This is a genomic window from Streptomyces pactum (assembly GCF_002005225.1).
Lineage (GTDB): Bacteria > Actinomycetota > Actinomycetes > Streptomycetales > Streptomycetaceae > Streptomyces > Streptomyces pactum_A.
Map to the genome: position 1 here is coordinate 1,522,154 of NZ_CP019724.1, position 22,421 is coordinate 1,544,574.

Genomic DNA, 22,421 nt, shown 5'->3' on the forward strand with positions numbered 1-22,421 from the left:
CCGGGGCGTCGCCGCCGGGCGGGGTCAGGCCTGGCCGGTGTGGCGGGCCGCCGCGCGCTGGGCTCGCCGGGAGGTCCGCGTCGCCGGGGCGGTGCCGTCGCCGCCGCCCGGGGCCGTGCCGGGGGCGAGGCCCATCAGCTCGGCGAGGTTGTCCACGAAGGACCGGATGGTGGGGAACTCGACGAAGGAGGCGGCCGGGACCTCGAAGCCCAGTTCCTCGCCGAGCTTGGCGACGACCTCGATGAGCACCAGGGAGTCCAGGCCGAGATCGAAGAGGTTGGTGTCGAGGGTGGCGAGGTGCCGGCCGCCGAGGACCTTGCCGATCGCCTCGCAGAGGTAGTCCCGGATCAGTTCGGCGTTGTGCTCCGGGTCGGCCGGGTCGAAGCGGGTGATCAGCCGGTCTCCGGCCGGTGCCGCCTCGGTCCGGGTGCCGTGGCCGCCGGGCTCCACCCAGTGCCGCCGTCGCTCGAAGCGGTGGGTGGGCAGGGGCACCCGGCGGATGTCCCTGCCGGTGTGCACGGCCGCGAAGTCGAGGTCGGCGCCGAGCACCCACTGGTCGGCGGCGAGGGTGAGCAGGTGGGTGAGGCCCCCGGGTTCGCCGTCCGGCGGGGTGAGGCGGACCGCGTGCCGGCCGGTGCCGTCGAGCAGCGCGTCCGGGGCGGCCGTCGCGTCGGCGGGGCCGGTCCAGTGGACGGGGTCGCGGCCCTCGTCCTCGGTCATCCAGCGGCCGGTGCGCGGCGACACGACGGGCAGCCGGGGCGGGTCGACGCGGTGCGGGACGGTGCCGCGGGCCAGGGCGAGGGCGTCGGCGAGCGGGAGGGCCTCGGCGAGGGCGGCGGCCGTGGCGAGGCCGGTGCCGGTGGCGGCGAGGCCGGCCGGTGCGACGCCCCAGGTGGTGAGGGCGGTGGCGAGGGCGTACTCGTGGCTGCAGGCGGCGACCGCGCCGTCCTCGGCGAGGAGGGCTTCGGCCTCGCCGGGGCGCCCGAGCGCGGCGGCGCAGGCGTCGGCGGCGTCCCGGTAGGCGGGCACCGACGCGTACAGCTCGGCCGTGCCGGCCGGGTCGGCGCCGGTGCCGGTGCCGGTCAGGACGAGGACGGGGGCGCTCGGCTCGCGTCCGGTGGTGCCGCGACGGATGCGCTCCCCGTTGCCGAGGGCGAGCGCCATGGCCGCGGAGCGGGTGCTGTCGGCGACCAGGGCCAGGCGGTGGCGGTGGGCGCGGCGGCCGAGGCCGAGGGTCTGGGCGACGGCGGCGGGATCCAGGCCGGGGTTGGCCCGCAGATGGCGGGCCAGGGCGGCGGCGGCCTGTTCGAGGGCGTCCTCGGAGCGGGCGGAGAGCACCAGCAGCTCCGGCCGGCTCTCCTGGGGGGCCTGCGCGCGGGCCGGGCCCTCCTGGAGGATCACGTGGGCGTTCGTACCGCCGATGCCGAAGGAGCTGACGCCGGCGCGCAGCGGGCCCGTCCCGCTCTTCCACTCGGTCTTCTCGGTGTTGACGAAGAACGGGCCGGTGGCGAAGTCGATGTCCGGGTTGGGCTCGGTGAAGTGCAGGCTGGGCACCAGGGTGCGGTGCTCCAGCATGAGCGCGGTCTTGATCAGGCCCGCCATGCCGGCGGCCGTGTCCAGGTGACCGATGTTGGTCTTCACCGAGCCGAGCGCGCAGTAGCCGGACCGGTCGGTGCCGTCCCGGAAGGCCTCGGTGAGCGCGGCGACCTCGATGGGGTCGCCCAGCGGAGTGCCGGTGCCGTGCGCCTCGACGTAGCCGATGGTCTCCGGGTCGACGTCGGCGACGTCCTGGGCGTCGGCGATGACGGCGGCCTGCCCGGAGATGCTGGGCGCGGTGTAACCGGTCTTGGCGGAGCCGTCGTTGTTGACGGCGGAGCCCTTGATGACGGCGTGGATCCAGTCCCCGTCGGCGACTGCCTCCTTCAGGCGCTTGAGGACGACCGCTCCGGCGCCGCTGCCGATCACGGTGCCGCGGGCCTCCGCGTCGAAGGCGCGGCAGTGGCCGTCGGGCGAGAAGATCATGCCTTCCTGGTACTGGTAGCCCTGGCCCGGCGGGTTGAGGTGGACGGCGCCGACCAGGGCCATGTCGCACTCGCCGCCGAGCAGGGCGAGGCAGGCGGTGTGCAGGGCGACCAGCGAGGTGGAGCAGGCGGTGTTGACGCTGACGCTGGGGCCGGTCAGGTTGAGCTTGTACGACACCCGGGTGGCGAGGAAGTCCTTGTCGTTGGCGAGCATCAGCCGGTAGTGGTCCACGGAGGACGCGGCCCGGTAGCGCTCGCCCAGGTTGTGCAGCAGGTAGGTGTTCATCCCGGCGCCCGCGTAGACGCCGACCTGGGCGTCGGTGCGCCCGGGGTCGTAGCCGGCCCGCTCCAGGGCCTCCAGGGCGCACTCCAGGAACACCCGGTGCTGCGGGTCGAGGATCTCGGCCTCGTCCTGGGTGAACTGGAACAGCTCGGAGTCGAACAGGTCGGTGCCGGGGATGGTCTGGGCGGCCTTCACGTAGCGCGGGTCGGCCAGCCGGGCGGCGGGCACTCCGGCGGCGAGGAGTTCCTCGTCGGTGTACCGGGTCAGCGTCTCGCGGCCTTCGCTGAGCACGTCCCAGAAGCGGTCGACGGAGTCGGCGCCCGGGAAGCGGCAGGCCATGCCGATGATGGCGACGTCGGAGTCGGAAAGCGTCATGGTGTTCTCCTGCTCGGGGTCAGCTCAGCCGGATGCCGAGGTCGGCGGCGACGGATCGCATGTCGAGGAAGCTGCGGGCGACGAAGCGGGCGGCGTCCTCGGAGGCGTCCATGCGCTGGAAGATGTCGACGAGGCTGCGCTCGTGCTCGTCGCGGTCGCCTTCGCCCGCCGCGATCTCCTTGACCACCTTGCCGAGCCGGTCCTCCACGTCGGCGAGGTCGAGCGAGCGCGGGAACTTGATGCTGAAGGTGTTGCGGTCGTAGGAGGCGTTGCGCTTGACGGACCGCACGTGGCTGGACGCGTTGAGCTTGTAGAACATGCAGTCGAAGTTGGTGAACGAGTAGTAGTTCAGCAGCGGGAAGAGCGTGCAGTGGGTCTCCATGGGCGAGGACTCGTACAGGCCCTTGGCGCGCAGTTCCTCGACGATGCGGTCGGGGTCGTACTCGTGCCGCATGGCGATGAACGGGAAGACGATCTTCGGCAGGTTCTCGTCGTCGTCGAAGAGGAGCTCCTCGAGCTGACCGCCGAAGAGCGTGTCGACGAGCCGCTCGCCGAACGTCTTGTAGAAGTCGCGCACGATCTCCCGGACGTTGGACTCCATGGTGAGGATCTGCTGCGGGTCGGCGCACAGCGCGATGTAGGGGATCTTGCGCCGGTAGGCCATGAGGATCGCGCGCAGCACGAAGAAGGTGCGGCAGGAGACGCAGGGCAGCTTCTCGTCGAGGTACTTGCCGGGCTTCTTCGGCGCGGGACGGTTGAACACCTCGCGCATCATCAGCTTGATGTTGTCGTCGTCGGCGTCGAGGACGAACGTCGCCGGGATCTTCTCCCGGGCCAGCGCGATGTTCTGGGCGGCGTGCACGCTCTCGAAGGGCACGTCGAAGGTGAAGGCCAGCACCCGCTTGCCGTACTCGTTGACGAACTTGTCCAGCATGTACGTGCTGTCCTTGCCGCCGCTGTACATGAACAGGCAGTCGTACTCGCCGGTGCCGGGCGGTGCCTGCTGGAACTCGGTGAACACCTCGCTGGTGTAGCGGTAGTTGACGAGCAGGTCCTCGGCGAAGTCCAGGTTGCACAGGTTGCACACCCCCTGGTCGTCGAGCACCACTCCCGGATGGCCGGCTTTGAGCGAGCAGACCTGGCAACTGGACACGGAACCCCCTGGCGGAACGGACGGATCGGATTGTGCGGTGGTTGTGGCGAGGTGCCGGCCGGTCATGAGCGCCGCCCCCTGCGGTCGCGGCGGCGGGCCAGCGCCGCCGTGTCCCGGGAGCGCCGGGGCCGGGACGGCCCGGCGGCCTCGGCGGGGCGGCCGGCGCCGGCGACATGGGCGGCCATGGCCCGTACGGTCGGGTGGCCGAACATGTCGAGGCGGGTGACCCGCAGGCCGAGCCGCTCGCGCAGGGTCGCCACCACGGACGTCAGGCGCAGCGAATCGCCACCGACGTCGAAGAAGTTGTCCTCGGCGCCGACCCACTCCAGGCCGAGCGCCTCGCACCAGACCCCGGCGATGCGCCGCTCCAGGTCGGTGCGGACGTCGGCCGCCCCGCCGGCGACGCGGCCGACGTCCGGCTTGGGCAGGGCCTTGCGGTCGACCTTGCCGTTCGGGGTGAGCGGCAGCCGGGGCAGGACGACGAGGGCGGAGGGGACCATGTAGGCAGGCAGGTGCTCGCCCAGCGCGGCGCGCAGGGCGGCGGTGTCCGGCGGGCCGGCCGGGCCGACCAGGTAGCCGGCCAGGCGGCGTTCGCCGGGCCGGTCCTCGCGGACGACGGCGACCGCGGCGGTGACATCGGGCAGCCGGCGCAGGGCGGACTCCACCTCGCCGAGTTCGATCCGGTAGCCGTTGAGCTTGACCTGGCCGTCGATCCGCTCCAGGTACTCCAGGCGGCCGTCGGGCAGGTGGCGTACCAGGTCCCCGGTGCGGTAGGCGCGGCCGGTGCCGTCGGCGGGGGCGGTGACGTCGGCGGGGGCGGTGCCGTCGGCGGGGGCGGTGACGAAGCGTTCGGCGGTCAGCTCGGGCCGGCCGAGGTAGCCGTCGGCGACACCGTCTCCGGACAGGTACAGCTCGCCCGGGATGCCGGGCGGGACCCGGACGCCGCGCTCGTCGAGGACGTGGCAGCGGGTGTTGCCGATGGGCCGGCCGATGGTGGCCGCCTCGCCGGGCAGCACCCGGTCCACGGTGGACCAGATGGTGGTCTCGGTCGGGCCGTACATGTTGTACAGGGCGCCGACGCGGGGCGCGAGTCGCGCGGCCAGCTCGGGGGGCAGCGGTTCGCCGCCGCACAGCGCCCGCAGCGCCGGATCGCCGCTCCAGCCGGCGGCGAGCAGCATCTGCCAGGTGGTCGGGGTGGCCTGCAGGACGGTGGGCGCGGAGCGTTCCACGCGCTCGCGCAGGGCGACGCCGTCGGCGGCCTCGGCGGCGGAGAGGACCTCCACGGTGCCGCCCCGCACCAGTGGCAGGTACAGCTCCAGGCCCGCGATGTCGAAACACACGGTGGTCAGCGCGAGCAGCGAGTCCCCGGAGCCGAAGCCGGGCCTGCGGGCCATCGTCCACAGGAAGTTGACCAGCGCCCGGTGGCCGACCTGGACGCCCTTGGGCAGGCCGGTGGAGCCGGAGGTGTAGATCACGTAGGCGGGGGTGTCCGGGTCGGAGCGGTCCAGGGGGGCCGCCGGTGGCCCGGCGGTGAGCGCGGCCGAGACCGGTACCGGCGTGACCGGGAACTCGGCCAGGGTGCCGCCCAGCGTCTCGTCGGTCACGACCAGCCGGGCACCGGAGTCCTGGAGCATGTGGCCGATCCGGGCGGGCGGGTAGATCGGGTCGATCGGCACGTAGGCGGCGCCGGTGCGCAGGACGGCGAGCAGGCTGACCAGCAGTTCGGGCGAGCGCTCCAGGTAGACGCCGACGAGCGTGCCGGGGCCCGCGCCGAGGCCGGCGAGGTGCCGGGCCAGCCGGTCGGCGGCCTCGTCGAGTTCGCCGTAGCCGAGGGCACGGTCCCGGAAGCGGACGGCGGTGGCGTCCGGTGCGGCGCAGGCGATGTCGGTGACCAGTCGGGTCACGGTCTGCCCGCGCGGATACTCCTCGTCGGTGTCGTTCCAACGTCCGAGCAGCAGTTCCCGTTCCCCGGGGGCGAGCAGGTCGGCGGTGCCGAGCGGGCGGTGGGGCCCGGCGGCGAGGGCGTCGAGGAAGGCGGCGAAGTGCCCGGCGAGCCAGCGTTCGTGGTCCGCGGTCAGTCCGGCGCCCGGGTGGAAGCGGACGGCTCCGTCGGCGTCGATGCGGACGGTCAGCGGCCGGTCCCCCGGCAGGTCCGCGCCGCCGGGCAGTACGACGGCGACCGGCAGCCCGGTGCGGGCGGCGCCGGTCAGGTCCGGGTGGCGCAGGGGCACGTCGCGCCGGTACGGCGCGCGGTCCCGGAGTCCGTCGAGTGCGGTGCCGATCAGTTCGGTGAGGCCGGACAGGGTCAGCTCGAACAGCCCTTCCGGGACCCGCAGGGGCACGTCGGGCGCCATGATGCGGGAGGCGGCCGGGGAGGCCGTCCGCGGGACGGACACGGCGACGTGCCGCTCGTCGCCCCGGGTGAGCCGGGCGAGGAAGGCCAGGGCGGCGGCGAGGGCCGGCCGCTCGGGCCGCGTGCCCCGCTCGCGCAGCGCCTCGGGCAGCGGCACCGGGCCCGCCGGACGGGCCTGCGGGTCCAGCGTGCCGAACCTCGGCGGGAGCACCGGCCGCAGCGATCGCAGGGAGCGCAGCCAGCGGCGCTCCTCGCGGTGGGCGGCGCGGGCGGCTTGGGCGAGTTCGGCGACGGCCGCGTCGGGCAGGTGCGGGAAGCTGCCGCCGAGTTCCCGGGCCAGGGCGAGGAGGTCGAGCCGTTCCCCGGACAGGGCGGCGAGGTCGGTGAGGCGGACGTCGCGGTCGCCGGTGGCCACGGTGAGGGCGTCGGGGCCGGCGTCGACGACGGTGCCGGGCTCGGCGGTGGAGGGCCGGTCGGTGACCTCCACGGCGCGGACGGCCAGCAGGTCGTCGCCGCGGGCGAGCAGCGCCGTGCCGAAGTCGTTGCGGCGGCGCCCGAACGCGGTGGCCCGCACCAGTGCGTCCAGTTCGGCGGCGGGCCGGCGCCAGTCGAACACACCGCCCCGGGGCAGGCCGTCGTACCGGCCGTGGTAGGTACGCCGGTCCGGGTCCTGCGGCGTGCGGGTGGCCGTGCCGGCGGCCAGTTCGTCGACGAGTTCGGCGAAGGACTCGACGCCCGCCTCGAAGCAGGCGACGTCCAGGTCGTGCACCGTGGCCGCCGGTTCGACGGGCACCGTGCGCCGCTTGAGCACGTCGCCGGTGTCGGCCTCCAGACGCATCACGTGCCAGGCGACGCCGTGCTGCTTGTCACCGTCGAGGATGGCCCAACTGGTGGCGAACAGACCCGCGTGCCTGGGCAGCGGACCGTCGTGGAAGTTGACGGGCAGCCGGGTGGGCAGGGCGAGCACCTCCTCCGGGAGCATCCGGAGGTTGGCGATGCTGAACAGGTAGTCGAAGCGCAGCGGGGCCAGCCGCTCGGCGAGGTCCGCGCCGAACGGTACGGCGGGCAGCCCCTCCTCCTCGGCCCACCCGAGGAGCTCGGCGGAGGGCGAGACCACGGCGGCCACCGTGTGTCCGCGGGCCACGAGCAGCCTGGTGCACTCGACGAGGAGGGTCTCCTCGCCGATCACGACACAGGTGAACGGCTCGGCAGTCATCGGCCGCCTCCTTCGGACTCCCCGCGGTGGGGGAGCAGTTCGGCCAGCAGCTCGTCGACGGCCGCGTCGGACAGGCCCGCGACCAGTCGCTCGGCGTGGCCGGCCGGGGCGGGTTCGGGCGCTGCGGGGGTGCTGGGCTGGGGGGTGGTGACGGGAGTGTCGGAGGTCTCGGGGGTCTTGAGGGTCTTGGGCGCCTCGGGGGTCTCGGTCAGGGGGAATTCGGGGGTGCCGGGGGTGCCGGGGCCGTGCGCCTGGGCGCCGAGGTGCCCGGCCAGTTGCCGGATGGTGATCCGCTCGAACAGCAGGGTCGCCGGCTGAGGTCCGTAGACGGCTTCCAGGGCGCGGGTCAGCTCCAGGACGACCAGCGAGTCCACGCCGTAGTTCTCGAAGGTGAGGTCGGGGTCGAGCTGGTCGGCGGTCATCTCCAGGACACGGGCGAAGACGTCCGTCACCTGGTGCAGCGCGTCGTCCCGGGAGACCGGGGAGGCGTGGGAGGCCGGGGAGACGGGGGCGGCCGGGGCCACGGCGGAAGCCCGCGCGGGGGCCGGAGCCGGGGTCCGCTTCGGCTCGCGCTCGGCCGCCGGAGCCTGCCCGTCACCGGGCACCACCCCGTCACTGACGGCGGCGATGACGCTCTGGAAGGCCGGTCCGGCCTCCGTGGTCGGGGCAGCCGCGCTGATGTCCGTGAAGCCGCACGCGGCCAGCGCGTCCCGCCACTGGCGCTCGCTCGCCAGCGGGGAGCGGGGCATGCGCTGCTCGGGGTCCGAGAACAGCCACCAGCCGGTCGTCAGGCCGAAGACGAGCGCCAGTTGGTGCCGCGCCCGGGTGCCCTCCACCAGCAGCAGGGCGCCGCCCCGCCGCAACAGCCGCTTGACCCCGGTCAGCGTGCCGGACAGCCGCCGGGTGGCGTGCAGGACGTTGGTGGCGAGCACCACGTCGTGGGCGCCGGGGGTCAGCCCCTGCCCGGCCGGGTCGGCCTCGATGTCCAGCACCTCGAAGCGGGTGAAGGGGTACCGCGAGCCGAAGCGGTTCCTGGCCTTGCGGACGAAGGCCGGGGAGACGTCGGTGAAGACGTACTCGACACCGTCGCCGCAGGACGCGAGGGCGTCGAGCACCGCCGCCGTGGTGCCGCCCGTGCCGGCGCCGACCTCCAGGATCCGCACCGGTGCGGTGGGGTCGGCGGCCCGGCGGGCCCCGACCTGCTCGGCGACGAGCCGCGCCACCTCCCCGTTGCAGCGGTCGGTGACCGGGTCGCCCCGGTAGACGGCGGCCACCCGCTCGGCGGAGCCGTCGGGGAAGAGGACCTCCATGGCGGGGCGGCGGCCGGTCAGCACGTCGGGCAGCGCGGTCAGGCAGTCACCGAGGAGCGTGACGACCGGCGCGAGAGACGGATGGCGCTCGGCCAACCGGCGGAGTTCGGCGAGGAGTTCCGCCTCGGGCGCGGTACCGCGGCCCGTCGGGCGCAGGCGGCCCCCGTCCGTGCCGGTCAGCCAGTCCGCCTCGGCCAGCATGTCCAGCTCCGCCTGGAACAGCGCGGCGTGCTCGGGCACCACGCCGAGGCGGGCGGCGAGTTCCTCCCGGGAGGCCTCGCCCGCGCCGAACAGGCCCGCCCGGTCGAGCACCGACGCCAGCAGCCGCAGCGCCAGCTCCTCCGCCTCGGCGACCGCGCGCTGGTGCGCGGCCATTTCGCGGTCGGCCAGTTCGCGGTCGGCCGGTTCGCGGTCGGCCCCGGGCGCGCTGGGGAACCGGACCTCGGGCAGCGGGCCGGGCGCACCGCCCGGCAGCACGCTCAGGGTGCGGTCGGGGTCGATCCCGAGGTTGTCCAGGATGGGCCGGTCGGCGTCCAGGGCGAACACCTGGGGCAGCCCGGCCGCGAGGGTCCGCTCGACGACGGTCATGCCCTGCTCGGCGCTCAGCGGCCGGATGCCGGCGGCGCCGAAGCGGCGCAGCACCCGCTCCCGCTCCGGGTCGCCGCCCGCGTGCCAGTAGCCGAGGTTGAGGACCCGCACCGGGAAGGGCAGGGTGCGGGCGGCGTGCAGGGCACAGGCGTCGGCGAAGGTGCAGCCGGCGGCGTAGCCGGCCTGGCCGTGGTTGCCCTCGAAGGCCACGCCGGACGAGTAGAGGAGCGCGAAGTCCAGCGGCAGCTCGCGCACCGCGTGCAGCAGGCTCCAGGTGGCGTCGGTCTTGGACTCCAGGGCGGTCCGCAGCCCGTCCTCCGGCAGCTCCCTGAGCACCTGGCTGACCAGCACCATCGCCGCGTTGATCACCCCGTGCAGGGCGCCGAACTCCTGGACGGCGACACCGACGGCCTCCTTCAGCGCGTCCGGGTCGGTGGCGTCGAGGGCGAGGTAACGGACCTCGGCGCCCGCCTTCTCCAGCTCCGCGACGGTCTGCCGCCGGGTCTCGTCGAGCGGGGAGCGGCCGACCACGACCAGCTTCGCTCCGTAGGCGCGGCCCAGGTGCCGGCAGGTGTCCCGGCCGACGGCACCGAGCCCGCCGACGACCAGGTAGACACCGCCCGGGCGGAAGCGGGGTGCGGCGGCGGGCAGTTCGACCCGCTCCAGGGTGCGCACCCGCCGGACGCCCGCGCGCAGCGACACCGGCACCGGCCGGGCCGGGAACGGCTCGGCCACGATCGCGCCGGCCGCCCGGGAGGCCTCCACCGCGCGTACGTCGACGAGCGCCACGCGCAGCGCGGGGAACTCCTTGGCCGCGACGGCGGCCAGACCGGCGGTTCCGGCGGCCCACGGGGAGGAGTCGTCGCCCGCCTCCAGCGGGTGGACGTCCGTGGTGACGACCTTCAGGCGGGTCTCGCGCTCCAGCAGTCCGTGCCGGTCCAGCGCCCGCACCAGGCGGTACAGCGCGACCGGGCCCCGGTCGGTCAGGGCGCGCAGCTCGGCACGGCCGGCGGGCTCGCGCCCGGGGGCCGTGGCGAGGAAGTAGACCAGCTCCGGTGCGCCGGACCCGGCCAGGGCGCGGTCGAGTTCGGCGTCCGCGAGGCCGCCGGGGCCGACCGGGAGCCGACGTACGTCGGCGCCGTGGTGGGCGCGGGCGATGCCGGCGGCGGGCTCGGCGTCCAGCCGCTCCCCGACGAGCAGCACGCTGCGGGCGGCCCCGGCGTGCTCGTCGGCGGGCCGGGCGGTCCACACCGGCCGGTGCACGACCACCGCGGACGGCTTGGCCTCGCGGTAGGTCAGTCCCTCGAAGCGGACCCGTACCGCGCCGGTGTCGTCGCTGAGCAGCACCTCGCAGCGGTCGGTTCCGGTCTCCCGGACGTACGACCAGCCGGTCGCGGGGACGGCGCCGTACACCTCGACGCGGTCGGCCGCGAACGGCAGCATCGGCCGGGCGTGTGCGCCCCGGCGGCGCACCAGCAGGGCGGCGACGGTGTGCAGGGCGGCGTCCAGGACGCCCGGGTGCAGGGCGTGCTCCGGGTCGTCGCCGGCGGGCTCGCCGATCCGGCCGAGCACCTCGTCGTGGCCGGTCCACACCTGCCGGACGCGGCGGAAGAACGGCCCGTACGGCAGTCCCTGCCCGGCCAGCGCCCGGTAGAAGGAGGCTTCGCCGGGGCCTTCGTCGAGGCGGGCGCGCAGCGCGGTGACGTCGAGGGGGGCGGGCGCGGCCGGGGCGGCGGCGAGCCGGCCGACGGAGCGTACGGCGTCGTCGGCGCCGCGGACCTCGTACCGGTCGCCGTCGAAGGCCACCGCCACCGTCTCCCCGGACCCGCTCGGGGCCAGCGGGACGACCCAGCGGACGTCCAGACAGGCCCGTCCGGCCAGTCCCCCGCTCGCCTCGGCGACCAGGTCCAGGTGACCGGCACCGGGCAGGATGGGCCGCCCGTCGACCACGTGGTCGCGCAGCACCGGTTCGTCGGCGGCGAGCCGGCGCTCCCACCGGCGGGGGCCCTGCGCGGAGGCGGGAGCGGGCGTGGTGTCGAGCCAGTGCCGTACCCGCTCGAAGGGGTACGTCGGCAGCGGCACCCGACGGCGCTCGGCGGGGCGCAGTCGGTGCAGCAGGTCCCAGTCGACGCTGACGCCCGAGACCCACAGCCGGCCGAGGAGGTCGTCGGCGCCGGCCGCGATCTGGTTGGCGAGGAACTCCTCACCGCCGTGGCCGTCGGTCAGCAGGCCGGCCAGCGGCGGGTGCTGTTCGACCCGGCCCCGGTGCAGCCACTGGCCGCCCTCGCCCCGGCCGACGGCGGCGAGCCGGTCCGCCGCGTCCGCGAGGTCGGCGGCCACGAACGCCAACCGCGCGGCGAGGGGTTCGCGGCCCACGCGCAGGGTGTGGGCGACGTCGGCCAGGCTCGGGGCGTCCGGCTCGGCGAGGGCGCGGCCCAGGTCGGCCGCGCGGGCGCGCAGCCGGTCCTCGTCGCGGGCGGACAGCACGATCAGCTCCGCCCGCTCGGGCCCGGCCGGGGCCGGCTCGGGGGCCACGTACTCCTCCACGACGACGTGCGCGTTGGTGCCGCCCGCCCCGAACGAGCTGACGGCGGCGCGGCGCGGCAGCGGACGGCCGTCACCGTCGTAGGCGCGCGGCCACGGCGCAGTCTCCCGCTGCACGGTGAACGGCGAGTTCCCGAAGTCGATGACCGGGTTGGGCTCCTCCGCGTGCAGCGTGGGCAGCAGTGTGCCGTGGCGCAGTTGGAGCACGGCCTTGGTGAGCCCGGCGATCCCGGCGGCACCCTCCAGGTGGCCGATCGCGGACTTCACCGAGCCGAGCGCGCAGAATCCCGTGTCGCCGGTGTGCCGGGCGAAGGCCTGGGCCAGCGCGGTGTGCTCGATCGGGTCGCCCAGGGCGGTGCCGGTGCCGTGTGCCTCGACACAGCCGATGGTGCGGGCGTCGATGCCCGCGGCCTGGAGCGCCTGCTCCACCAGGGCCTGCTGGGCCTGCGGGTTGGGCACGGTGTAGCCGCTGGTGCGGCCTCCGTGGTTGACGGCGCTGGCACGGATCACGGCGTGCACGGTGTCGCCGTCGCGCACGGCGTCCGACAGCCGCTTGAGCACCACCGCGCCGACGCCCTCGCCGGGCACGTACCCGGTGCCGCCCGCGCCGAAGGCCCGGCAGCGGCCGTCGGCGGACAGCATGGTCTTGCGGCTGAGGTGCACGTACTTGTCGGGGTGCACGGCGACGTTGACACCGCCGGCGATGGCGTACGAGCACTCGCCGCGGCGGATGCTCTCGCAGGCCTGGTGCACGGCGACGAGGGACGCGGAGCAGGCGGTGTCGATCACCACGCTCGGGCCGCGGAAGTCGCCGAAGTAGGAGACCTGGTTGGCGATGGCGGAACGGTTGGCCAGTACGGCCTGGTGGTTGCCGCGGGCGGACTCGGCGGCGGCGAGGATCGCGTAGTCGTCCCACATGACCCCGGCGAACACGCCGACGTCGTGGCCCTGGCCGCCGTGGCGGGGCGCCGGGATCCGGGACGGCGGGTAGCCGGCGTCCTCCAGCGCCGACCAGGCCGTCTGCAGGAAGAGCCGCTCCTGCGGGTCCATCGTGCGGGCCTGCTTGGGCGCGATCTGGAAGAACAGCGAGTCGAAGGAGTCCACGTCCGACAGGAAGCCGCCCCAGCGGCTGTAGCTGCGGCCCGGTGCCGCCGGGTCCGCGTCGAACAGGGCGTCGGCGTCCCAGCGGTCCGCGGGGACCTCGGTGACGCAGTCGCGGCCCTCGGCGAGGTTGCGCCAGAACTCCTCCAGGTTGTCCGCCTGGGGGTAGCGGCCGCTGATGCCGATGATGGCGATCGGCTCGTCGGCGTCCCGCCGGGCGGGTGGGGAGTACGGGCCCGGGGCGGTCGCGGGCCCGGGAGCGGGCGTGAGGTCCTGCCGTGACGGCTGTGTCTCCTGGCCCGGCGGCTCGCTCTCCCCGGGGAACAGGCGGGTGACGGCGTCGGCCTGCCCGGCGAGGATGTGGGCGGCCAGTTCGTCGACCGTCCGGAACTCGAAGAAGACGGTGCCGCGCAGGCCGGGGAAGTCCTTGCCCAGCAGCGAGTTGGACTCCATGACCAGCACCGAGTCCAGGCCGTAGTCGTCCAGCGGGACGCGGCTGTCGAGGCGCCCGGCGGGCAGCTTGAGCACGCCCGCGAGAACTTCGCGCAGGTGGTCCACCAACCGGTCCCGGAGCCGGTCCGCGCCGTCGGCGGACGCCGGCGCGGCGGGCCCGGGCGTGACGGAACCGGACGTGGCAGGCCCGGACGGGGCAGGCCCGGACGTGGCAGGCCCGGACGTGGCAGGCCCGGACGGGGCGGGCGTGCCCGTCAGGGCGGCGTCGACGGCCGCCGGGTCGCCCCAGGCGGGCACGAGCCACGGGACACCGGGGGCGAAGGAGCGGGCCAGGAGGTCGAGGCCCGCTTCCGCGGTCAGCGCCCGCATCCCGCTGCGGCGGGTGTACGCGGCCAGTTCCTCCTCGCGGACCAGCCCGTCGACCCCGCCGACCGCCCAGAGCGGCCAGGCCAGGGACAGGCTGCGGCCGTGCCCCTCGCCCCGGCGCACCCGGAGGTCGCGGAGCACCGTGTAGAGGTCGGCGAAGCGGTTGGCGGTGGCGTAGCCGGCCGCTCCGAAGTCACCGATGACGGAGGAGACGGAGGAGAAGACCACGAAGAGGTCGAGAGGGTCCTCGCGGGTGAGCCGGTCGAGGTGGACCAGACCGTGCGTCTTGGCGCCGAGCAGCCGGGCGAAGCGCTCCCGGTCGCCGTCGGCGCGGCCCTCGTCGGCGACGCCCGCCAGGTGGAACACGCCGTGCGGGGCGCCGAACCGGTCCCTGGCGGCGGCCAGCGCCGCGTCGAGTTCGTCGGCCCGGGCCACGTCGGCGCGCAGCGCGAGCACCTCGGCACCGAGGCCGGTCAGCGCGCGGTGCCAGGCGCGGGCCCGCTCGTCGGGCTCGGAGCGGCCGATCAGCACCAGTTTGGCCGCGTGGGTGCGGGCCAGGTGCTCGGCGAGGACACGGCCGATGGCACCGGCGCCGCCGGTCACGACGTACACGCCCCCGTCCCGCAGCGGCACGTCGGCCGGGGCGGCCGGGGCGGTGAGCGGACGCAGGGCCCGGGTCTGCCGCTCGCCGGAGGCCGTGCGGCGGACCTCCAGGCCCGCGGCGCGGGGTGCGGCGCGCAGTTCCACCGCCACGGCCTGGGCGACCTCGGCGGCCGGGGCCGCGGTGTCGACGCCGAGGGTGAGCAGTTCCAGACGCGGCGCGACGGGCCCGGTGGAGCGGGCGAACCCGGCCAGGGCGGCCCACTCGGGCCGGTCCTCGCCGGCGTTCCGCGTGTGCAGCACCAGGCACCGCACCCGGCCGGGCAGCACGTCGGCGCGGGCCGCGTCGAGCACGTCCAGGACGGGGGCGCAGGCCCGGTCGAGCAGGTCGGCGGGCGAGCCGGCGTCCGTGTCGCCGAGGACGACGGCGAGGTCGAGCCCGTCCTCGCCGGCGAGGGAGGCGAGTCGGCCGGTGTCCTCGCCGACGGCGACGACGCGCCGCCACACGCCGGTCGCGGCCAGCGCGGACTCCAGTTCCGGGTGGCGGCCGAGCAGGACGAGGGTCCCGGCGGCGTCCGCCGGTTCCGGGTCGGCGGCGGGGCGCCAGTACGGCTCGTAGAGGCGGGGTTCACCGGAGGCGGCCTCGGGCTCGGTCTGCGCGGCGGACGCGGCGCGCACGGCGGACGCGGCAGGCACGGTGGACGCGGCGGACGCGGCGGACGCGACAGGCACGGCGGACGCAACAGATGCGGCAGACGCGGCATGCACGGCAGGCACGGCGAGCGCCGCTCGGGCGCCGGGCGCGGGGCCCGCGAGCGCCGCGTGGACACCGGGCCCAGACCCCCCAGGCACCGCCTGGACACCCGGCAGGCGGCCCGCGAAGTCCCGTACGGAGGCGAGCACGCGGCCCTGGTCGTCGTACACGGTCAGGTCGAAGCGGCGCACGCCCGCCGAATCGCCGACCAGTCGGGCGTGCGCGTGGCAGACCTCGGGCAGCGGGGCGAAGGAGTCCAGGGCGCCGAGGCTGAAGGGAACGGCGAGTTCACCGGGGCGCGGTGCGGTGGACCGGCCGGCCCAGTGGCAGGCCCGCAGGGCACCGTCCAGGAGCGCCGGGGGCAGCCGGGTGTCCGGGGCGGTACCGGCCCGGGCCAGCCGGACCAGCGCCTCGCCGGGGCCGACGCGGATCTCGTCGATGACGCGGAAGGAAGGGCCGTACGCGAACCCGGCGGCCGCGTACTCGTCGTACGCGGTGGGTCCCTCGCGTACGACGGACAGACGGGCGCGCAACGCGGCGAGGTCCTCGGCGGTCTCCGGGGCGGCGGGGGCCGGGACGGCGCTGCCCCGGGCGTGCGTGGTGCGGTCGGCACCGGTCCCGCTGTACACCTCGAAGGCCAGCCCGGCGCCGTCCGGGCGGAAGCCGACGTACAACTCCAGGGCGCCGTCCGCGAGTTCGACGGACCGGCCCCACACCACCTCGCGCAAGGCGTGCCGGGTGCCGGGCTCGGCGAGCGCGGCGGCGGCGCGGACGAACTCCAGCGTCGCCGCGCCCGCGAGCAGGGGCCGGCCCTCGATCACGTGGTCGCGCAGCAGCGGGTCGTGCGCGCGCAGCGTCTTGCGGAAGCGGACCTCGGTGACGGTGGACTCGTTGGCGTCGACCAGCGGATGCGGAGCGGGCGTGCCCAGGTCGGGGTCGAGCGGGATCCAGTAGCGCTCCGCGGCGAACGGGTAGCGCGGGGCGCGGACCCGGCGCGGGGCGGGACCCGGCCGGCCCGCGTGCCAGGCCGCCCAGTCCACGTCGGCGCCGTCCAGCCAGCGGCGGGCCGGTTCGGTCAGCGGGCCCGCGTCGGCGAGGTCGGGGAGCGGGCCGCCGTCGGCGAACCGGCTCAGGGCGTCGGCGAGTTCACCGCCGTCGGTGACCGCCACCGCGAGCCGCGCGTCGAGGGGCTCACGTCCCACCTGGGTGGTGAAGCACAGGTCGGCGAGCGGCACGCGCTCGGTTCGGACGAAGCGGGCGGCCGACTCGGCGTAGGCGCGCAGCCGCTCCTCGTCGCGGGCGGAGAGCAGGAACAGCACGGGTTCGCCGGTGCGCTGCCCGCCCGCCGGTACGTCGGTGACCGGGTCGGGGTCCGGGGACTCCTCCAGGACGAGGTGCGCGTTGGCGCCGCCCGCGCCGAAGGAGCTGAGGCCGGCCCGGCGCGGCCGGTCCTCGTCGGGCCAGGCGGACAGCTCGCGCTGGACGCGGAACGGGGAACGCTCGAAGTCGATGTTGGGGTTCAGCTCGGCCGAGTGCAGCGAGGGCACCAGGGTGCGGTGCCGGAACTGCAGCAGCACCTTGGTGAGTCCGGCGATGCCGGCCGCGGACTCGAGGTGCCCGATGTTGGACTTGACCGAGCCGATCGGCCAGGTGCCGGGCGCGGCCTCGGCGGGCCGGTAGGCGTGGGTGAGGCCGGTCAGTTCGATCGGGTCGCCCAGGGCGGTGCCGGTGCCGTGCGCCTCGACGTAGCCGATGTCCTGCGGGGTGACGCCGGCCCGTTCCAGCGCGGTGGTGATCGCGTGCTGCTGGGCGCGCGGGTTGGGCACGCTGTATCCGTTGGTCCGGGCGCCGTGGTTGACGGCGCTGCCGAGGATCAGGCCGTGGACGCGGTCCCCGTCGGCCAGCGCCTTGCGATAGGGCTTGAGCAGGACGGCGCCGACGCCCTCGCCGGGCACGTACCCGGTGCCGCCCGCGCCGAAGGCCCGGCAGCGGCCGTCGGCGGACAGGAAGCGGCCCTGGCTGAGGAAGGCGAACTTGTACGGGTGGACGGAGACGTTGACGCCTCCGGCGATGGCCAGTTCGCTCTCGCCGCGGCGCAGGCTCTCGCAGGCCAGGTGGATCGCGGTGAGCGAGGAGGAGCACATGGTGTCCAGCGCCATGCTCGGGCCGGACAGGTCCAGGGCGTGGCTGACCCGGTTGGCGATGGTGGCGAAGGACGAGCCGGTGAGGGGCCGCCCGCCGCGCAGGGCGTCCAGGGCGCCGTGGAACTGGTACTCGCCGTACATGACGCCGACGTACACGCCGACGGGCCGGCCGGCCAGGTCCGAGCGGCGGTAGCCGGCGTCCTCCAGGACGTGCCAGGCGTTCTGCAGGAACAGGCGCTCCTGGGGGTCCATCAGTTCGGCCTGGCGCGGGGAGATGCCGAAGAAGAGCGGGTCGAAGCGGTCGACGTCGCGCAGGAATCCGCCCCACCGGGTGTGGGCGAGGCCGGGGGCCGCCGGGTCCGGGTCGTACCAGCGGCCGCCGTCCCAGCGCTCCGCGGGTATCCCGGTGATGGCGTCGCGGCCCTCGGCCAGGTTGGTCCACAGTTCGTCGGGGTCGTCGGCGGCGGGGTAGCGGCCGGCCAGGCCGATGACGGCGATGGCGTCGGGGGCGTCCTCGGCGGGGTCGGCGGGGTCGGCGGGTTCGGCGACACCGGCTCGCGCGGTACGGCGGAGGGTGCGCGGCGGGCGCGCGGCGGTGTCTTCCGCGGCGGGCGCGACCGGTGCGGCGGCCGGTGTGCCGCCGGCCGCCTCGGTCGCGTGGTGCTCGGCGAAGTAGCCGGCGAGTTCGCCCAGGTTGGCGTACTCGAAGAACAGGGTCTTGGACAGGGCGTCGAAGTGCCGGTCCAGTTCGCGGTTGAGCTTGGCGATCATCAGCGAGTCGATGCCGAGCCGGTCGAAGGGGGTGTCCTCGGCCAGTTCGGACGGCTCCAGGCCGGTCTCGGCGGCGATCAGCTCGCGCAGCAGCCGCAGGGCCTCGTCGCGCGGGCCGCCCTCGGCGGGGGCCGTGGCCGGGGCCGTGGCGGGCGCGAGGGCCGGGGCGGTCCGGGCCGCCCGGGCGACGGGCGCGGTGAGCGCGGTGGTGATGGTGCGGAGGTCTCCGTAGGCGGCGACGAGTGCGCCGGAGGTGCCGAGGGCCCGCTCGAACAGGGCGAGGCCGGCCTCTGTGGGCAGTACGCCGAAGCCGGTGCGGGCGGCGATGTCCGCGGCGTCCTCGGTGCTCTGGCGCATCCCGCCCTCGGCCCACATCGGCCAGGCGATCGCGGTGATCCGGCGGTGCCGTTCGGCGTAGGCCTCCAGGTAGGCGTTGGCGTACGCGTAGTCGCTCTGGCCGGGGTTGCCGATGTGGGCGGCGATGGAGGAGAAGGCGACGAAGAAGTCCAGCGGGTCGTCGGCGGTGGCCGCGTCCAGTGCGCGCAGTCCGGCGGCCTTGGGGGCGAGGACGGCGGCGAGGTCCTCCGCGGACTTGGTCAGGGCGAAGCCGTCGCGCAGCACGCCGGCGGCGTGGACGACACCGGTGAGCGGCCCGAACTCCTCGCGTACGGAGGCGAGTACGGCGGCCAGGGCGTCGGGGTCGGACACGTCGACGCTGCGGTGGGCCAGGCGCTCGTCCAGGCCGGCGGGGCGTTCGCCGCGGCCCAGCAGGACCACGTGGGCGTCGGCCCGGAAGAGCAGCCGGCCGGCGACGGCGCGGCCCAGTCCGCCGGCGCCGCCCGTCACGACGTACACGCCGCCGTCGCGGACCGCCACCGGGCCGGCGGCCGGAGCCGGCTCGGCCCGCGGGATCCGGCGGCCCCGTGCGGTGTGCTCGACCTCCGGGTCGCGGCCGTGGCCGGACAGTTCACCCGCGAGCGCGTCGGCCTCGGCCACGTCCTCGGCGAGGCCGACGGCCTGCACTTCGAGGAGCGGGTTCTCCGCGCGGACGGTACGGGCGAAGGCGCCGAGCGCGGCGCGTTCGGGGCGTGGGCCGTCGGTGTCGTGCCGGTGCAGCAGCAGGACGCGCACGGGGGTGGTGGGGCGGGCGGCGAGGAGCGTGCGGACGACGTGCAGCGCCTGTTCGGGGGTGGGTTCGTCGACGAGGACGACGTCGGGCGCGGTGGCCGGGTCGAGGTCGCGGCCGACCGTGCCGACGCCCAGCGCGGTGAGGTGGGCGGCGAGCTGTGCGCCGCGCGCCGGGCCGGCGGTGACGACGGCGGCCGTGTCGCCGAGGGGTGTGCCGGTGGGCTCGGCGGGCGCGGCGGTCCAGCGGCGGACCAGCAGGGCCGACTCGCGGGGCTCGCCGAGGACGCGTACGGCCAGGTCGTGCAGGCGGGCCAGGACCTGGCCGTGGGTGTCCAGGACGGTGAGGTCGGCGTGCGCGGTCCGCTCCCCCAGCTTGCCGGCCGTGACGTGGACGTGGCAGGGGCCGGTGACGGGGGCGTGCACGGTGAGTTCGCCCAGGGCCAGCGGCAGGAAGCCGTCGGCCTTGTCTCCGTAGGCGCGGGCCAGCAGCACGACCAGGGCGTGCAGGGCGCCGTCCAGGAGGGCGGGGTTGAGCAGGGCGCCGTCGAGCGAGGAGCCGTGGGGCGGTTCGAGGGTGCCGAGGGCCTCCCCGTCGCCGAGCCGGACCTCGGTGAGGGCGCGCATGCGGGGGCCGTAGTCCAGGCGGTGGGCGCGCAGGATGTCGTAGCAGTCCGTGTGGGTGACCGCCTCGGCGCAGCGGGCGGCGACGGCGGCCGGGTCGGCCGGTGCCGGGCGCTCGTCGGCTCCGGGGTGGATCTCCCCGGCCGCCACCACCCGCTCGTCGGCGGTGAGTTCGAACCCGACCGTGTCCCGCTCGCGCCAGAGCTGTACCAGGGCGGTGCGCGGCCCGGTGGCGTAGGAGAGCAACTGCTCGAAGGAGACCCCGCGCAGCCGGACCGGTCCGCCGAGGGAGAGTTCGCCGGCCGCGCGGGCCAGTTCCAACTGTCCGGCGGCGGGCAGGACGGGCTCGGCGTCGACGCGGTGGTCGGCGAGGTAGAACTCGGTGCCGGTGCGGGTGCTGCGGTAGGCGAGGGTCTCCAGGGTGGAGACGTTCTCGTCCAGCATGGGGTGCGGGCCGGGGCCGGTGACCCGGTCGGCGGGTGCGCTGCCGTCCGGGCCGGTCAGCCAGCAGCGGCGGCCCTCGAAGGGGTAGGTGGGCAGCGGGACGCGGCCGCGCTCCTCGCCCTCGAACCAGGCCGCCCAGTCGACGGCGGCGCCGGCCTGCCAGGCGCGGGCCACGCCGTCCCAGGGGCCGTCGGTCACGCCGAGGGCGACACCGCGGACCTCGTCGTGGGCGCCGCGCACGGGGATGCGGGCGCGGGCGGCGGCCGGAACCGGGCCGTCGCCGGTCAGCGCGTCCTGGAGCCGCAGCGCCCCGGTCACGCAGGCGGCGGCCCGGGCCGCGAGCCCGTCTCCGTGCACCGCGACCGGGGTGAGGCCCCAGTCGAGCCAGAGCTTGCCGAGGGCGTACTGCACGGCGAACGCCCGCCCCCGCTCGCCGAGCCGGTCGGCGCCCGCGGCGAGCGCGGCCTCGTGGTGCCCGGCGAAGGCGGGCTCGGCGGCGGCCCACCGGCCGGCCAGGCCCGCCGCGTCCGGGACGTCCTCGGCGAGGACGAAGGAGACCTCGCCGGTGCCGGGCCGCTCGGGGACCGGGGCCCGGCGCAGCGCCCGGGCGAGGGTGGCGCGGTCGGATCCGGTGACGGCGAGCCGGTACTCGTGGGCGCGGCGGCCCACGGCCAGCGTGTAGGCGACGTCGGCGAGCGCGGCCGGGTCGTCGCCGTCGAGGTGGGCGGCCAGGTTCCGGGCGGCCGTGGCCAGCGCGGTCGGGGTGCGGGCGGACACCACCAGGAGCTGCCGCGCGCGGTGCGCGTCGCCGGTGACGGGGGCGGGCGGGGCCTCCTCAAGGATCGCGTGCGCGTTGGTGCCGCCGATGCCGAAGGAGCTGACGCCCGCGCGCAGCGGTCCCTGACCCGTCCAGGGGGCGGTCTCGGTGCTCACCTTGAAGGGGCCGGCCGCGAAGTCGATGGCCGGGTTGGGGGTGGTGTGGTTGACGGTCGGCACCAGCGTCCGGTGCTTCATCATCAGGACCGTCTTGAGCACGCCCGCGACACCGGCCGCCGCGTCCAGGTGGCCGACGTTGGACTTGACGGAGCCGATGGCGCAGAAGCCGGTGTCGGCGGTGGACTCCCGGAAGGCCCGGGTGAGCGCCGAGACCTCGACCGGGTCGCCGAGGCGGGTGGCGGTGCCGTGCGCCTCGACGTATCCGATGGTGCGGGGGTCGACGCCGGAGACGGTGTGCGCCTCGCGGATGACGGCGGTCTGGCCGGCGGCGCCGGGCGCGGCGAAGCTCACCTTGCCGGAGCCGTCGTTGTTGGTGGCCGTGCCCTTGATGACGGCGTGGATGGTGTCCCGGTCGGCGACGGCGTCCCGCAGGAGCTTGAGGACCAGGACGCCGACGCCGTTGCCGAGGACGGTGCCGCTGGCGTCCGCGTCGAAGGTGCGCACGTGCCCGTCCCGGGACAGGATCGCGCCCTCCTCGTACAGGTACCCCTTGGCCTGCGGCAGTTTCACGGTGACGCCGCCGGCCAGCGCCATGTCGCACTCGCCGTTGATCAGGCCCTGGCAGGCCAGGTGGAGGGCGACGAGGGAGGTGGAGCAGGCGGTCTGGACGGCGTAGCTGGGGCCTTTGAGGTCGAGTTTGTAGGACAGCCGGGTGGCCAGGAAGTCCTTGTCGTTGCCGACCATCACCGCGAAGTGCCGGGAGGTGGTGGTCTGGTCGACGTGGGGCAGGACCTGCTGCTGGAGGTAGGTGTTGATGGCCGCGCCGGCGTAGACGCTGATCAGCCCGTCGTAGCGGGCGGGGTCGTAGCCGGCGTGCTCCAGGGCGGCGTGGCCCGCCGTGAGCAGGATGCGGTGCTGCGGGTCGGTGATCGCGGCCTCGGCCGGGGTGAACTCGAAGTACCCGGTGTCGAACAGGTCGACGTCCGGGATGACCCCGTGGGCGGGGACGTACTCCGGGTCGTCCAGCAGCCGGGCGGGCACCCCCGCCGCCGCCAGTTCCTCGCGGCTGAAGCGGGTGATGCCCTCCCGGCCCTCGACCAGCAGGCGCCAGAAGGAGTCCAGGTCGTCGGCGCCGGGGAGACGCCCGGCCATGCCGATGATGGCGACGTCCGTTTCGGCTACCACCGGTACCGGGTTGTTCACTGACCCAACACTCCTTATGTTCCTGCGCTCACGTGGGGACGAGACGGTGCTCCGGCT

At 75.7% G+C, this 22,421-nt stretch carries 4 protein-coding genes; all 4 read right to left on the reverse strand.

The window, feature by feature from the left end; genetic code table 11:
* Positions 1-24 precede the first annotated feature (24 nt).
* Entirely contained in the window at positions 25-2,679 is a 2,655-nt protein-coding gene (locus tag B1H29_RS06385) for a type I polyketide synthase (protein ID WP_055419302.1), read from the reverse strand.
* Positions 2,680-2,698: 19 nt separating this feature from the next.
* Entirely contained in the window at positions 2,699-3,832 is a 1,134-nt protein-coding gene (locus B1H29_RS06390) for a hypothetical protein (protein WP_055419303.1), read from the reverse strand.
* 62 nt (positions 3,833-3,894) lie between these two features.
* The gene (locus B1H29_RS06395; protein WP_055419304.1) at positions 3,895-7,401 is read right to left on the reverse strand and encodes an amino acid adenylation domain-containing protein; all 3,507 of its coding nucleotides are present in this window, start codon (positions 7,399-7,401) and stop codon (positions 3,895-3,897) included.
* Positions 7,398-22,364, reverse strand: a complete 14,967-nt coding sequence (locus tag B1H29_RS39200) for an SDR family NAD(P)-dependent oxidoreductase (RefSeq protein WP_234393060.1) — start codon at positions 22,362-22,364, stop codon at positions 7,398-7,400. Before B1H29_RS39200 ends, B1H29_RS06395 begins: the two co-directional genes overlap by 4 nt.
* Between the last annotated feature and the right edge of the window lie 57 nt (positions 22,365-22,421).

Bases quoted from the DNA above. Each gene is read 5' to 3' on its own strand.
- B1H29_RS06385 (WP_055419302.1), bottom strand. From the start codon at position 2,679: ATGACGCTTTCCGACTCCGACGTCGCCATCATCGGCATGGCCTGCCGC.
- B1H29_RS06395 (WP_055419304.1), bottom strand. From the start codon at position 7,401: ATGACTGCCGAGCCGTTCACCTGTGTCGTGATCGGCGAGGAGACCCTC.